This is a genomic window from Pantoea sp. K16 (assembly GCF_048452805.1).
GTDB lineage: Bacteria > Pseudomonadota > Gammaproteobacteria > Enterobacterales > Enterobacteriaceae > Pantoea > Pantoea agglomerans.
Genome location: NZ_JBLWNV010000006.1, coordinates 275,641 through 288,121 on the forward strand (window position 1 = coordinate 275,641; position 12,481 = coordinate 288,121).

The following is a 12,481-nucleotide window of genomic DNA, read 5'->3' on the forward strand; positions in this document are numbered from 1 at the left end:
ATGCAATTAAACATTCCGACGTGTCTCACCCTGTTTCGAGTCGTGCTCATCCCGTTCTTTGTGCTGGCTTTCTATCTGCCGTTCACCTGGGCGCCGCTGGCGACTGCACTGATTTTTGTTTTTGCTGCCATCACCGACTGGTTTGATGGCTTTCTGGCGCGCCGCTGGAAGCAGACAACACGCTTTGGTGCGTTTCTCGATCCGGTAGCGGATAAAGTGATGGTGGCCATTGCGCTGGTGCTGGTGGCGGAATATTTCCACGCCTGGTGGATTACGCTGCCCGCCGCCACCATGATTGCACGCGAGATCATTATCTCTGCGCTGCGTGAATGGATGGCGGAGATTGGTAAACGCAGCAGCGTGTCGGTTTCCTGGATTGGTAAAGTGAAAACCACTGCCCAGATGTTCTCACTGTTTGCCTTGCTGTGGCGTCCTGATGCGACCGTCGTGGCGATTGGTGTGGTGGCGTTATACATTGCTGCCGTGCTGACTTTCTGGTCTATGTTCCAGTATTTAAGCGCCGCGCGCGGTGATCTGCTCGAACCGTGATCGATACGATTTAAAAAGCAGCAAACGGACGCGCTGTGAGGATAATTTTATTGACTCATTGCGTCATCTAAGTAGAATGCATCGCATCGAACGGCAGCCAGGCTGCCAGAAGATAAACAAAATCAGCAGGTTCGACGAAATTGCTGAATTGCGGGAATAGCTCAGTTGGTAGAGCACGACCTTGCCAAGGTCGGGGTCGCGAGTTCGAGTCTCGTTTCCCGCTCCAGATTCGCAGGTCAGGTTAACCTGACGGCACATCAGTTTAAGGCGCGTTGGCAGAGTGGCTATGCAGCGGATTGCAAATCCGTGTACCTCGGTTCGACTCCGGGACGCGCCTCCAGTTACACCCTGCCCGGGTGGTGAAATCGGTAGACACAAGGGATTTAAAATCCCTCGGCTGTAAGGCTGTGCGGGTTCAAGTCCCGCCCCGGGCACCATATTTCTGCCGAAGAAAATCTAATAAAATAAAAGCAATATGCAGTAATGTCGTAACCGCCCAAGGGCGGTTTTTTTGTGCCTGCTATCTGGCGGATACGGCGACTGCAACCTCCGTTTAGCGGTATAAGCCGGCATCAGCCCCGGGAGCTGAACACCAGCTCATCATCAGTGTCACTCACCAGCACCATCCGTTGCGCCTCACCACTGGAAGAGACAAAGGTCACTTCATGGCCGATGCTGATATCATCAAAGGCGTCGGTCGGCTGTGACTGCTTCCGGATCTCCAGTACCATCCGCGAGGGGTAGGGTTTATCATTAACCGTATCAATATGATAATTGGCGGTAAAATTCAGTTCGGGTTGATCAACCACGTAAAATTGTCCTGACGGCATAGTCTTGACCTCTGCAAAATGTTGGCCATAAGTCCCGGTCGGAACAGGCTGCCTGAAACTTAAGGTTAGCGGAATAATCAATGCCTACAGGCAGCAGCACCTCTTTTTTGATTTCATACGACGGTTGCAATATACCTGCCGCTTGCGCTTGCCTGGTCAGAAAGTCGTACTACGCTTCTTGTTCACACAGCGCGGCTTTTCCAGGCACGCCATTCGGGCATGGTATAAAGGTATTACTGCAACTCTTAACGGGTTGACGATGCGGGTTCAACTCCTGCTGCCCGGTCCCTCTCCTGCATCTACGTTAACGCCAGCCTGGCCCTTTTGGGGTTCTGCCGATTCATCCCAATTACATCCGATTTCACTCATTTTTGCGGCCTGTGTCGAACTCTGTAACCTGTTGAAACGTTGTGGTTTACCGTATTGTGGTGGCTATTGTTTGCCGTCGCAGAGAATTAATGCCAATGATTACACCTTCCACACCTGACTTAACTGAACCGGCGGTCCCTCCGGTTATCGGTGTTGTCGCCAGTCAGTTGCTCAATCCGTTTCAACAAAAAATGCTGGACGAAGTGATGCGCCAGCTTAACGCGCGCGGTGTTATCTCGGTGCTACTGAGTGCCGAAACCGACGTCACACTGACCGCACTCATCCGGCAGGCTACACCGCTCGGGCTGCGTGGTTTGCTGTTACTCCCCGGTAACCGCGTTACTGATGCCTGCAATTTGCCAGTGCTTCAGATTGATGCTGAGCCTGAACTGCAGGCGGATGCACTGCGGGCGGGTGAGGTGACAGCGGAATTATTGCTTAAACAAGGGCATCAGCGGTTTGGCTTTATGCAGGCTCAGCCAGGCGAACTGGCGCAAAAACAGGGCTATCGCGCCTCTCTGCTGGCGGCGGGCATGGCGCTGAACGCTGAACTGACTGTGGGGAGTGATGATCGTGACTGCGCTTATCGGGCGATGATGTCTTACCTGAAAAAGACACGTGCTGCTGAGCGTATCCAGGCACTCTTCTGTGAAAGCGATCTGATGGCCTTTGGTGCAATGCAGGCGATTCGGGATTTTGGTCAGGGTATCCATCTGGCAGTGGCAGGTTTTGGCGATAGTGAAGAAGCCCGCAGCTCAACCTGGCATCTTACCAGCTGGTCACCTGACATCCGGCAGATCGCTGGCCGCGCGCTGGATCGCTGGCTGGGACAGCAGGCAGGCAACAGCAGTGCTGAAGAGCAGGGGCAATTACAGCGGCGTCACTCTCACGCAGGCAAAGTGCTGCCGGGTGAGATGTCAGCCTGCGGCTGCGCCTTCCGGCATTAACCAGCCCGCAACGCAGGCTGGCAGAATAATGTCAGGCCTGCGGTTGTCCTGCCGGGCCGCTGCCGCCGGGTGCGCCCACCGGCTGCTGCCCGCCAGGTGGAGGCGGTGGCGGGGCATCTCTGCCCGGTGGCGGCGGTGCACAGGCCGTAAGCGTGGCGAGGATAGCCAGTGTGGATAACAGATAAGCAGTACGTTTCATCGTAATTCCCCGATCAGGTAAGCGGAACGTTGAGTATAGAGAATCGCAACAAAATCGCCCGGACAGGACTAAATCATCAATACGCATGGCAAATTGTCGACGATTATTTGAGACGCCTCGCATCTCGCGCATGCTGGCAATGCGTTTCAGGCCGGAGCGCGCTAAGGTAGCGCTTCATTTAAGAGGAGTTGTTATGAATGGCATGATGAAGTTCGTCCGCGGGTGGCTGGTGTTCTCTGTACTGTGGGGCGTATTCATGTGGTTTATGTCATGGCAGCAGCAGGGCAAAGAGCCTGGTCTGGCGATTCTGACAAGTCTCTACGCCGGTTTAATCTACCAGGCGCTGATTACCATGGTTGGCCGCTACCGCGCGCGGCGGCAACAGGCTGAGTGAGTTCTGCTGCCGGAGAGGCAGCAGAACGGCGTTTTTAGCCGAAATTACCGGTCAGGCGCTGATGGAAGTCCGTGCTGCGTGGGTCCAGCCCCTCAATCGTCACCTCTGCACCATAACGCTGATAGCGATACTCAATGCCATCCAGCGCCGCGACGCTGGACGCATCCCAGATTTGCGCATGCGTTAAATCGATAGTGATCTTTTTAGGGTCGTGGGCATAATCGAAATGCTCGAACAGGTCGTTGCTGCTGGCGAAAAACAGCGGGCCGCGCACCACATAGCGCACCGACTCGCCATCTTCGCTCAGCTGACGCTCCGCATGAATAACGTGCGCAATACGGCGGGCAAACAGCAGCATAGCCAGGATTACCCCAGCCAGAACGCCCAGTGCCAGATTACCTGTCCAGACAGTCACCGCTACCGTCAGCACCATAATCAGCGTCTCTGACCACGGCATACGTTTCAGGGTAGCGGGTTGCAGGCTATGCCAGTTAACGGTTTTCACGGCCACTACCATCATGATCCCGGCCAGTACCACCATCGGGATTTGCGCCATAATCCGGCTCAGTCCGGTCACCAGTAACAGCAGCACCAGACCGGCGGCCACGGTGGAAACCCGGCTGCGCGCCCGGCCCAGTTCAACATTGACGATGGTCTGACCTATCATCGCGCACCCGGCGATACCACCATAAAAACCCGCCAGAATATTCGCCACGCCCAGGCCCCAGGATTCACGACGCTTACTGGAGGGGGTATCGGTCAGGTCATCGACCAGTTTGGCGGTCAGCAGTGACTCCATCAGCCCGACAAAGGCGATGCTCAGGGCCGTGGGCCAGATAATCTGCAGGGTCTGCAGGTTAAGTGGCACCAGCAGGCTGTTAAAACCGGGCAGACCGGGACTCATCGGCCCTTCATCGCCCACGTTCGGCATGCGATAGCCCATTAACAGCGCGACGGCAGTCACTACCACAATGGCAACCAGCGGTGAAGGAACACTTTTTATCAGACGCGGCAACAACAGCACGATAGCCAGTGTGACGGCAAAGAAGATCCACACCAGTGATGACTGTCCCCAGACGTGCGGCACCTGAGCAAAGAAAATCAGCACCCCGAGCGCATTCACAAATCCCAGCATCACCGAACGGGGAATATAACGCATCATGCGCGCCAGACCGGCCACACCAAACAGAATCTGAATGACGCCGCCCATCACCACCGCGGGCAGAATATATTCAACGCCATGCAGATGGACCATTGGCCCGATAACCAGCGCCACTGAACCCGCAGCCGCTGTTACCATCGCCGGACGTCCGCCCAGTATCGACAGGGTCAGGCAGAGCACCACCGAGGCGACGAGGCTGACTTTAGGGTCTACACCGGCAATAACGGAAAAGGAGATCACTTCAGGGATCAGCGCCAGCGCGGTAATCACCCCGGCCAGGCATTCGCGGGTCAGCAGCGCAGGCGAACGCAGAACGCGCCCTACACTGATATCGCCCGCCACAACGTCGGTTGCGGCAATATCATTGGTTTGAGTCATAAAAGATTGCAGGCTCTTTAGTTATTTTGCTCCCGCGCGAGGGGCGGGAAGATCAGGATAAACAGTGAGGGGCAGATAGTACCGGGCGACTGGCGAAGATACCAGAAAAAGGCGGATGACTCCTTCCGTGGAGTCGATGCTACAGTGAAAAATCGTCCGGGGTTTTATGGACCACCAGTTCAAGCAGCTGTCGGTAGATATCCAGTAATTCCCTGTCGCTTTCCAGCTCCAGCCGATGAATAAGCTTTGAGATAATCGCTTTATTGTTCACTGGCATGCCTGACTGCAAAATTTCTGCAACCAGGATACCCAGCATCTCCATCTCGCTGGCGGGTTTATTGGCGGCAGGATTAAAATAATCAGCAATTTCCTGATTGGTCCGGGGAAGAATATATTGCATGTGTAAGCCCTTCAGAACAGCCCGATTCCGGTTCGGATGTCAGGACAAAAGCGATCAAAAAAACCACCGCATGGACAGATGCGATGGTACCAGTGTCACAAATTGAACAGAAAAAATAACCTCTGAAGGTGGAAATCCACTGACACCTTCAGAGGCGACGCAAGTGCATCATTCGTTACAGAGTCGCATGACAACTCGTGGCAGTAAACTTATACAATGAAGCCCAATCTGTACAATCGGATTCTTTAACAAAGTGTGCTATTTGAAATTTATCAGCAGCTTATAAGGACTATTCCGAAACGAAAGCTGTACAAGTAACCTGTACAAACGGCGGAGTCGAGGGGCAGGAGGGGAAAAACAGGAAGCCATGAACAGCTTCCCGCAAAAAGATTAGCTGAATAGCGCCAGTTTTGCCGTCAGCTTTCGCAGGGCTTTTTTATCGCCGACGATGGCGACGCCCAGCAGGCGCCACTGCTGACGCAGTTGCTGTCGCAGGACGGCGCTCAGCGCCTGATAATCGGTGGTGGTCTGACCCTCTTCCGGAAACAGCACCAGATCGTATTCAGCCTGTTCGCACTGTTCCCGCAATGCACTGAGCTGCTCGTCAGTCGCGGCCAGCACCGGAATGCCGGTGGTGATCAAACCGGGAGAAGGGCGCCTGTCAGCATCCTCCAGGGCGTCGCCAACCAGCGCCGGATGTCGCTGTCCCAGGGTTAATGCCATCACGGCGGCAGCATTGGTGGCTTTGCCAGGCGGCAGAGCGGCATTGAGTATCATTACACAGCGTGGGTCTTGCATTGCGCTTCTCCTGACTAAAAAAACGCATTGTGGCAAGTGGCTTAACCCAGGTCTGGAAGATTTGTGCAGGCGTGCTGATAACGGGAAGGGGTAAGCTGGCAGGCGCGTTTGAACCAGCGGCCCAGGTGACTCTGATCGGCGAAACCCAGCGCAGCTGCCACATCGGCGACGGGCTGGCCCTGCGCCAGCTGACGACGCGCCTGGCTCAGCCGCCACTGCACCAGCCAGGCGTGGGGCGGTAAACCCCAGTGAGCCTGGAACAGACGCGATAACCGGAAGCGATCTACCTGCAGATGCTGCGCCATCTGCTCCAGACCGGGATTATCCGCATGATGGGCAATCAGCCAGTCACGCGCCTGCAGCGCCAGCCGCGCATCTTTATCCGGGGGCTGAGCGGGCTGTGACCACTGCCGGTGCGGGATGAGCTGACCAAACATCCGGTCCAGCGCCGCCTCTTTGATGATGGCGGGATGGTTGTGCCACAGCGCATCAAACGCATGCCAGACGGCATAAGCCAGTGGACGCTCGTCACGCAGCGTGGCGGCAAAACGTAGCTCACGCAGTGAGGGTTTATCAGCCAGCATCGGAGCCAGGTGCTGCGCAATCTGCTGCGGTGAAAGATAGAGCATCCGGTAGGTAAAACCGCTGTCGTTGATGGCATCACCATCATGCAGCTCCTCCGGCTCCAGCATAAAGACCGTGCCTGGTCGGCTCTGATGCTGTTTGCGCCGTGAATGAAACTGCTGTACACCTTGCTCGGTCACGCCAATCAGATAACTGTCGTGCCAGTGAGGATCATAGGCGTGTCCGGTAAAATGGGCGCGTAGCGCCTCAATACCGCTGACGGCGTCACGGCGCAGATCGACCCAGTTTGCTGATGCCTGTTTCATGTTATCCGGCTCCCGGTTGCGGCCTCTGGACATTCTGCCGCGATCCACTAATTTTTAACAGACCGGACGCTTTTCATTGGCGTTTCGCTTTGCGTATAATAACGCCACCACTCAATTAGAACTCTTACTATTAGGCTGCTAACATTTGTCTCAGCACACGCGTACCTTTACCCACTTATTGCATCTGACCGCACATGCCTGGCGCCTGGCGGTGGATCGTCACCTTAAAGATAGCGGCTTAAGCATGAGCAGCTGGATGGCCATCGGGCTGATTGCCAGTGAGCCGCAACGCATGACCCAGACCGAGCTGGCACAGCTGCTGGGGCTGGAAGATGCCAGCATGGTACCGCTGGTGGATCGGCTGGTGAAACAGTCACTGCTGATGCGGGTACAGCCGCCAGAAGATCGACGTAAGCGTCACCTGGTGCTGACTGATAAGGGTAACGAAGCGTTCGCCAAAGTGAAAACCGAGGCTGACGCACTCCGTACTGAAATGCTGGCCGATATTGAACCTCAGGATCTGGCCGTGACCGAGCGCGTATTGCAACAACTCCTGAGCCGCATGGGAAGTATGTAGCAGTGGCAAAGCGAAATCCCTACGCTGCACGCGAGTGGTTGCCGCACGAAAAACCGATGCTGCCGGGATCGCCCTCGACGCCGCTGCATCCGATGCCAAAACGCCTGGCGTTTGGCCTGATCGGTTTACTTATTTCGCTGACCGGTGCGCTGAGTAACGCGCTGGTCACGGCGAATCTGGTCAACCTGCAGGGGACTTTTGGTGCCTGGTCGAATGAGATTGCCTGGCTGCCTGCGGTCTATGTGATGGGCAACATCTCTATTAACCTGCTGCTGGTGAAATTCCGCCAGCAGTTTGGCCTGCGTGTCTTTACCGAGGCGTTTCTGGTGCTGTATGTACTGGTGGCGTTTTTCCATCTCTTCGCCAACGATCTCAGTTCGGCAATCATTGTGCGCATCGCTCACGGTATGGTGGCGGCGGCGCTCAGCTCTCTGGGCATCTACTATCAGGTACAGGCCTGGCCTGCGAAACATCGCCTGAAAGCGCTGGTGATTGGCCTGACGGTATCGCAACTGGCTATCCCGCTGGCCCGCTTATTCTCTTCGGAATTACTGCAGCTCAACGAGTGGCGCGGCCTCTATCTGTTTGAACTCGGTCTGGCGCTGATTGCGCTGGGCGGGGTACTACTGGTGAAACTGCCACCGGGCGATCGCATCAAAACCTTTGAAAAGATGGATTTCGTCACCTTTATCCTGCTGGCACCCGGTATGGCGCTGCTGTGCGGCGTACTGACGCTGGGCCGTATTGAGTGGTGGTTTACCACGCCCTGGCTCGGTATCTGTACCGCGATCGCCCTGACGCTGATTGTCGCTGCGATCGTCATTGAGCATAACCGGCGCAACCCGCTGATCAATACCCGCTGGCTCAGCAGCGGCATGATGGTGCGGCTTGGCATTGTGATGATCATGATCCGTATCGTACTGGCGGAACAGAACACCGGTGCAATCGGCTTTCTGCAGCAGATTGGCTTGCAGAACGATCAGATGCGCGGTCTGGCGCTGGCGATCATGGCCGGGGTTATTGCGGGCATCGCCGCCAGTGCGCTGACTATCAAGCCCAATCATCTCAACTGGCCGATTGTCACCTCGCTGGTGGTGATGATTATCGCCTCGCTGATGGATGCGCAATCCAGTCCGCTGACCCGCGCCAGCAATATGTATTTCAGTCAGTTTCTGCTGGGCTTCAGCAGCGCCTTTTTCATGGCACCCGCGATGCTGATGGGCATTGGCAGCGTGGTGACTCAGCCGAAAAATCTGGTGAGCTTTGTGGTGCTGTTTGGCATGAGTCAGAACCTCGGCGGGCTGATCGGCTCGGCTATTCTTGGCACGTTTCAGGTCTGGCGGGAAAAATATCACTCCAGCCTGCTGGGCGATCAGCTCTCACTGCTCGATCCCAACGTCACCGAACGGCTCAGCCAGTATAATGCGCTGTTTAATTCGCTGGTGGGTGACGACGTTCTGCGCGGCGCGCAGAGCACCAGCCAGTTACAGGTAATCGCCACGCTGCAGGCCAACGTGCTCGCTTATAACGACACCTACCTGTTAACCGCTGCGCTGGCACTGGTCACCCTGATGTGGGTGATCTGGCGTTTGACCCGTCGTCGTTATCTTGACTGGCGTCAGGCGCAATTTAACCTGCGTGAGCAGCAACAGCTGGCCGCATTACAGGAATCAACGGAGAAACAATGAGTCAGCAGGATGAGCTTCAGGCGGCGGAACGCGAACGCGCGAATCGCCGCCGTATTCTTTCTATCGCCGCAGGCAGCGGCATTGTGGTGATTGGTGTACTGGTTATTCTTTATGCCTGGCAACTCTGGCCCTTCACCAGCGCAATACAAAGCACCGAGAATGCCTATGTGCGCGGTCAGGTGACCTTTATCAGCCCGCAGGTTAATGGCTATCTCACCTCAGTCGAGGTGATCGATCTGCAGCCGGTGAAAAAAGGGCAGTTGCTGATGACGATTGACGACCGTATCTATCGCCAGCGGGTGCATCAGGCGCAGGCGCAGCTGGCGATGAAGCAGGCGGCGCTGAACAATAACCTGCAGCAGCGTCGCAGCGCAGAAGCGACCATCCAGAGCAATAAAGCGGCACTGGAGAATGCCAAAGCACAGGCGCTGAAAAGCGGCTTCGATCTGAAGCGCGTCGAAAATCTCACGGCGGATGGATCCCTGTCAGTGCGCGAGCGCGATGCCGCCCGGGCCGCAGACGCCCAGGCGCAGGCGCAGGTACGTCAGACTGCGGCGCAGATCGCCGTCGCCCAGCAGAATCTGCAAACTGTCATCGTTAACCGTGACGCGCTGAAAGGCGATGTCGACAGCGCCCGCGCCGCGCTGGAGCTGGCGGAGATCGATCTGGCGAATACCCGGATTACCGCGCCCGATGATGGCCAGCTCGGCCAGCTGGCGGTGCGCACCGGCGCCTATGTCACGGCAGGTACGCGCCTGACCTCGGTAGTGCCTAATCACAAATGGATTATCGCGAATCTGAAAGAGACCCAGCTGGCAAATATTCGTCCTGGCCTGCCGGTGACGATTCGGGTCGATGCGCTGGATGGCAAACGCTTTACGGGTCAGGTTGAATTTATCTCTCCGGCCGCAGGCTCAGAGTTCAGCGCGATTTCGCCCGACAACGCCACCGGTAACTTCGTTAAAATTGCGCAGCGCATTCCGGTTCGCATCCGCATCAATGACCAGGATATGCATCAGTTACGCCCGGGTATGTCGGTCGAAGTCAACATCGACACCGCCGCACAACCCGCTGGTGAGGGTGCGCCATGATGCGGCGCAGCTTAATGGTAAGCGCACTGGCACTCCTTCTGACCGGCTGTGCCACGCAGGTTGAAAAGGCACCGGCCTCTCTGCCGATCCCTGACGCCTGGCGCAATAGTGTCGGGCCATCTGCTGCACCGGAGGCGGAGTGGTGGCGCGCTTTTCATGATGAAAATCTCAACCGGCTGGTGACGCAGGCGCTGCGCAATAACCCCGATATCCTCACGGCGCGATCCCGGGTTGACCAGTATCGCGCCCAGCTGCGCGCCACGCAGGGCGATAACTTTCCGACCCTGAGCGCCGGTGTGGCCGCGACCCGTGAGCGTACGCTCTCGTCAGTGACGGGCCAGCCCTATGAAACCGATATTTTTCAGGGCTTATTACAGGCGAACTACGAGGTCGATCTCTGGGGAGCACGCAGCAGCAGCATCACAGCATCGCAGGCGAGTCTAGCGGCGCAGCAGGCCGCTGCGTCTGCCGCCGAGCTGACCATCGCCAGTTCGGTGGCGTCAGGTTATCTCAACCTGTGCGCGCTGGATGAGCAGTTACGGGTCACGGAGGCAACGCTGGCGACCCGCAACAATTCGCTGAAGCTGGCACAGCGTCAGTTTGAAACCGGCTACACTTCCAGGCTGGAGTGGATGCAGGCCGCCTCGGAATATCAGTCGGCCAAAGCGCAGATGCCCCAGTTGCAGCACCAGATCACTCAGCAGGAGAATGCGCTGAGTCTTCTGGTGGGTATGAACCCGCGCAGCATCGCCCGTCGTCAGCAGTTTGACCAGATTGCACCGCAGCGGATGCCGTCACTGCTGCCATCAGAGCTACTCAATCGCCGTCCGGATATTGTGCAGGCTCAGCGCCAGTTACTGGCCGCAGATGCCAGCCTGGCATCGTCGCGCGCTAAGCTGCTGCCTGGGCTTAACCTCACCGCGACCGGCACCCTGCAGAGTTCGGTGCTGCACCAGCTCGCGGATGATCCGTTCCGGCTGTGGAGCGTGGGCGGCAGCATTCTGGCACCGCTGCTGAACCGTGAAGCGCTGACGGCGCAGGTGGATGTCTCAATGGCGACGCGAAATCAGGCACTTTATGGCTATGAAAAAGTGGTGCGCAACGCCTTCTCGGAAGTTAACGATGCAATAGACGCTATCAGGCAGCGTGAGGCACAACTTCAGGAGCTGCAAAAGCAGGAAGCCTATGTGACGGAAGCGCTGCGCATTGCCCGCAATCGCTATCAGAACGGCTACGCCTCCTATCTGGATGAACTGGATGCGCAGCGCACCCTGTTTTCAACGCAGCTGAATCGGGTGACTGTCAAAAATAACCTGCTGCTGGCGCAGATCGATCTCTACCGCGCGCTGGGCGGTGGCTGGACACCCGCCTCCACACAGTAATCCCCAGACCGATCCAGCCGCAGCCAGAGTTTCTGCGGCCGGGATCGGCCTCTGCGCTGTCGCGGCGACTGCGTATATTCCCCGCTTTAATCCCCCAAATAACCCCCTAAAACCCATGCATACTTCTGCTTACCTGTCTTTACATTCGGTGGTATCATGCGCGGGTTTTAAGCCAGCCAGATGGAAAAGCGCACTGAAAGCTTAGCCTGCGCGAGACGGATTATCCGTTTAACTTACTGATATAAAAATAAAAGAAGGGATTCATCATGAATAAAAAAACTATTTTCGCACTGGCCGTGGTCGCTGCGTTATTAACCGGCTGTGCGCGCACTGCGCCGATTCATAACGTGAATCAAACGCTCACTCAGCGTTACAGCGACAACCAGATGAAACTGGCGATCATTGAAGCGGGTATTGGCCGGAAATGGGTCATGACTCCCGTTTCGCCTGGCGTGATCAATGGTCGTCTGGCCCAGCGTGATTTCGTGGCGACTATTCGCATCACGTATACCAGCCAGAACTACCGCATCGATTATGTCAGCAGTGAGAACCTGAAAGCGGGGCAGGGCGAGATCCACAATAACTACAACCGCTGGATTGCCAATCTCGATCAGGATATTCAGTTACGACTCTCTGCTCTTGCCGCTCAGTAATGCGTGCGCTGTCGCAATGATGTGTCGACAGCCGATCAAAGCATAAAGATCTCCGGCAGCCGGCCGACAAATCAGATGAGCTGCTATTGCTGAACCACTGAGTAACCCTCTACCGTGAAGGCCTGATGCGGAATCGGCAGAGGGTTTCCCGGACGCACTTTTTTTGCAGGGGGC

14 protein-coding genes and 4 tRNA genes are annotated in these 12,481 nt (G+C 56.4%); 12 read left to right on the plus strand and 6 right to left on the minus strand.

From position 1 onward, the window contains the following. The 4 genes from pgsA (at nucleotide 1) to ACK13D_RS10445 (ending at nucleotide 986) form a co-directional block, all read left to right on the plus strand. Nucleotides 1-549: a CDP-diacylglycerol--glycerol-3-phosphate 3-phosphatidyltransferase gene (gene pgsA, locus ACK13D_RS10430; protein WP_010246604.1), complete on the plus strand. Its 549-nt coding sequence runs from the start codon at nucleotides 1-3 to the stop codon at nucleotides 547-549. Nucleotides 550-699: 150 nt separating this feature from the next. Then, nucleotides 700-775 (plus strand) — tRNA-Gly (locus ACK13D_RS10435). A gap of 40 nt (nucleotides 776-815) precedes the next feature. Continuing rightward, a tRNA-Cys gene (locus tag ACK13D_RS10440) sits at nucleotides 816-889 on the plus strand. A 10-nt stretch (nucleotides 890-899) separates the two neighbouring features. Beyond that, nucleotides 900-986, plus strand: a tRNA-Leu gene (locus ACK13D_RS10445). Nucleotides 987-1,121: 135 nt separating this feature from the next. Here ACK13D_RS10445 and ACK13D_RS10450 read toward each other — a convergent pair. Beyond that, nucleotides 1,122-1,358 (minus strand): hypothetical protein, encoded by a 237-nt coding sequence (locus tag ACK13D_RS10450; protein WP_223565690.1) that lies wholly within the window; start codon nucleotides 1,356-1,358, stop codon nucleotides 1,122-1,124. Between the two features lie 234 nt (nucleotides 1,359-1,592). Between ACK13D_RS10450 and ACK13D_RS10455 the strand changes: the two genes are divergently transcribed. Both ACK13D_RS10455 and ACK13D_RS10460 read left to right on the plus strand, forming a co-directional pair. Next, nucleotides 1,593-1,665 (plus strand) — tRNA-OTHER (locus tag ACK13D_RS10455). Between the two features lie 178 nt (nucleotides 1,666-1,843). Continuing rightward, complete coding sequence (locus ACK13D_RS10460; protein ID WP_163851339.1) at nucleotides 1,844-2,695, plus strand: substrate-binding domain-containing protein; 852 nt, start codon at nucleotides 1,844-1,846, stop codon at nucleotides 2,693-2,695. A 31-nt stretch (nucleotides 2,696-2,726) separates the two neighbouring features. On the opposite strand, the gene ACK13D_RS10465 is transcribed toward ACK13D_RS10460, so the two are convergent. Then, a complete protein-coding gene (locus tag ACK13D_RS10465; protein WP_010246480.1) occupies nucleotides 2,727-2,894 on the minus strand; it encodes a hypothetical protein in 168 nt (55 codons plus the stop codon). A 193-nt stretch (nucleotides 2,895-3,087) separates the two neighbouring features. Here ACK13D_RS10465 and ACK13D_RS10470 point away from each other — a divergent pair, with 193 nt between their 5' ends. After that, complete coding sequence (locus ACK13D_RS10470) at nucleotides 3,088-3,288, plus strand: DUF6404 family protein (protein ID WP_010246478.1); 201 nt, start codon at nucleotides 3,088-3,090, stop codon at nucleotides 3,286-3,288. 34 nt (nucleotides 3,289-3,322) lie between these two features. Here ACK13D_RS10470 and ACK13D_RS10475 read toward each other — a convergent pair whose 3' ends face one another. The 4 genes from ACK13D_RS10475 to ACK13D_RS10490 form a co-directional block, all read right to left on the minus strand. Beyond that, nucleotides 3,323-4,828, minus strand: coding sequence for a SulP family inorganic anion transporter (locus ACK13D_RS10475; protein WP_010246475.1), 1,506 nt, complete (start codon nucleotides 4,826-4,828; stop codon nucleotides 3,323-3,325). A gap of 139 nt (nucleotides 4,829-4,967) precedes the next feature. Continuing rightward, nucleotides 4,968-5,228 (minus strand): biofilm/acid-resistance regulator YmgB/AriR, encoded by a 261-nt coding sequence (locus ACK13D_RS10480; protein ID WP_010246474.1) that lies wholly within the window; start codon nucleotides 5,226-5,228, stop codon nucleotides 4,968-4,970. A 390-nt stretch (nucleotides 5,229-5,618) separates the two neighbouring features. Next, nucleotides 5,619-6,026 (minus strand): DUF2000 domain-containing protein, encoded by a 408-nt coding sequence (locus ACK13D_RS10485; RefSeq protein WP_033786587.1) that lies wholly within the window; start codon nucleotides 6,024-6,026, stop codon nucleotides 5,619-5,621. Between the two features lie 41 nt (nucleotides 6,027-6,067). Then, nucleotides 6,068-6,916 (minus strand): AraC family transcriptional regulator, encoded by an 849-nt coding sequence (locus ACK13D_RS10490; protein WP_010669810.1) that lies wholly within the window; start codon nucleotides 6,914-6,916, stop codon nucleotides 6,068-6,070. Between the two features lie 145 nt (nucleotides 6,917-7,061). Between ACK13D_RS10490 and ACK13D_RS10495 the strand changes: the two genes are divergently transcribed. The 5 genes from ACK13D_RS10495 (at nucleotide 7,062) to ACK13D_RS10515 (ending at nucleotide 12,307) form a co-directional block, all read left to right on the plus strand. Continuing rightward, nucleotides 7,062-7,493, plus strand: coding sequence for a MarR family winged helix-turn-helix transcriptional regulator (locus ACK13D_RS10495; protein ID WP_187495688.1), 432 nt, complete (start codon nucleotides 7,062-7,064; stop codon nucleotides 7,491-7,493). Between the two features lie 2 nt (nucleotides 7,494-7,495). Then, nucleotides 7,496-9,181, plus strand: coding sequence for an MFS transporter (locus tag ACK13D_RS10500; protein WP_418796300.1), 1,686 nt, complete (start codon nucleotides 7,496-7,498; stop codon nucleotides 9,179-9,181). Continuing rightward, nucleotides 9,178-10,272 (plus strand): HlyD family secretion protein, encoded by a 1,095-nt coding sequence (locus ACK13D_RS10505; RefSeq protein ID WP_111533656.1) that lies wholly within the window; start codon nucleotides 9,178-9,180, stop codon nucleotides 10,270-10,272. The genes ACK13D_RS10500 and ACK13D_RS10505 overlap by 4 nt, the downstream gene beginning before the upstream one ends. Next, the gene (locus ACK13D_RS10510) at nucleotides 10,269-11,654 is read left to right on the plus strand and encodes an efflux transporter outer membrane subunit (protein WP_029518978.1); all 1,386 of its coding nucleotides are present in this window, start codon (nucleotides 10,269-10,271) and stop codon (nucleotides 11,652-11,654) included. The genes ACK13D_RS10505 and ACK13D_RS10510 overlap by 4 nt, the downstream gene beginning before the upstream one ends. Nucleotides 11,655-11,920: 266 nt before the next feature. Beyond that, complete coding sequence (locus ACK13D_RS10515; RefSeq protein ID WP_191924301.1) at nucleotides 11,921-12,307, plus strand: hypothetical protein; 387 nt, start codon at nucleotides 11,921-11,923, stop codon at nucleotides 12,305-12,307. The last annotated feature ends 174 nt before the right edge of the window (nucleotides 12,308-12,481 follow it).

What these genes read in the sequence shown, in the direction of transcription:
- ACK13D_RS10505 (WP_111533656.1), top strand. Translation starts at nt 9,178, where the DNA reads ATGAGTCAGCAGGATGAGCTTCAGGCGGCGGAACGCGAACGCGCGAAT.
- ACK13D_RS10510 (WP_029518978.1), top strand. Translation starts at nt 10,269, where the DNA reads ATGATGCGGCGCAGCTTAATGGTAAGCGCACTGGCACTCCTTCTGACC.
- pgsA (WP_010246604.1), top strand. Translation starts at nt 1, where the DNA reads ATGCAATTAAACATTCCGACGTGTCTCACCCTGTTTCGAGTCGTGCTC.
- ACK13D_RS10475 (WP_010246475.1), bottom strand. Translation starts at nt 4,828, where the DNA reads ATGACTCAAACCAATGATATTGCCGCAACCGACGTTGTGGCGGGCGAT.
- ACK13D_RS10480 (WP_010246474.1), bottom strand. Translation starts at nt 5,228, where the DNA reads ATGCAATATATTCTTCCCCGGACCAATCAGGAAATTGCTGATTATTTT.
- ACK13D_RS10470 (WP_010246478.1), top strand. Translation starts at nt 3,088, where the DNA reads ATGAATGGCATGATGAAGTTCGTCCGCGGGTGGCTGGTGTTCTCTGTA.
- ACK13D_RS10465 (WP_010246480.1), bottom strand. Translation starts at nt 2,894, where the DNA reads ATGAAACGTACTGCTTATCTGTTATCCACACTGGCTATCCTCGCCACG.
- ACK13D_RS10515 (WP_191924301.1), top strand. Translation starts at nt 11,921, where the DNA reads ATGAATAAAAAAACTATTTTCGCACTGGCCGTGGTCGCTGCGTTATTA.
- ACK13D_RS10460 (WP_163851339.1), top strand. Translation starts at nt 1,844, where the DNA reads ATGATTACACCTTCCACACCTGACTTAACTGAACCGGCGGTCCCTCCG.
- ACK13D_RS10490 (WP_010669810.1), bottom strand. Translation starts at nt 6,916, where the DNA reads ATGAAACAGGCATCAGCAAACTGGGTCGATCTGCGCCGTGACGCCGTC.
- ACK13D_RS10485 (WP_033786587.1), bottom strand. Translation starts at nt 6,026, where the DNA reads ATGCAAGACCCACGCTGTGTAATGATACTCAATGCCGCTCTGCCGCCT.